Here is a 612-nt window from a genome sequence, read left to right on the forward strand (position 1 = left end):
CGCACGCCAGTGCCATCAGGTGTTGGGTAGTCGCTACCGAATACCGCGAGTTTTTCTCGGCGGCCAACAGCGACTTGGGCGATAAATGGCATCAAGTTATTGGGAATGCCTTGTGGGTCTTCCCCCATACAGCCCGATGGGTGCGCGCCAACTGGGTTGAAGTAACGCAGTAAGGTGATGCTCCAGTCGTTTTCAGCATGGAACAGATCGCTTAAGCACTGCTCCACCATATATTTGCTGCGTCCGTATGGATTGGTGGTTGCGCCTGTTGGTGAGTCTTCCGTAATCGGCACTATTTCAGGGTCACCGTAAACCGTTGCCGATGAACTGAATACGATGCTTTTCACGCCCGCTTTACGCATGCTGCGCGCTAACACCAATGAGCCATTGACGTTGTTGTCGTAGTACTCAAGTGGTTTTGCCACCGATTCGCCAACCGCTTTGAGGCCAGCAAAGTGGATCACGGCTTGGATGTCGTGCTGCGCGAATACCGTATCCAAAAAGGCTTCGTCACGGATGTCACCTTGGTGGAACTCAGGCTGTTTGCCAGTCAGCGCTTCAATACGGTTTAACACTTCCAGTTTGGCGTTACACAAGTTATCAACGATGATA

Annotated in this window: 1 protein-coding gene; it reads right to left on the minus strand. The window is 52.0% G+C overall.

Features of this window, described 5'->3' with window-relative positions:
- Positions 1-611: UDP-glucose 4-epimerase GalE (gene galE / locus R7E78_RS28100; protein WP_318058883.1), on the minus strand; the 611-nt coding region annotated here is incomplete at its 3' end.
- Position 612 lies beyond the last annotated feature (1 nt).

The sequence above is a fragment of the Vibrio sp. YT-19(2023) genome, from assembly GCF_033337395.1.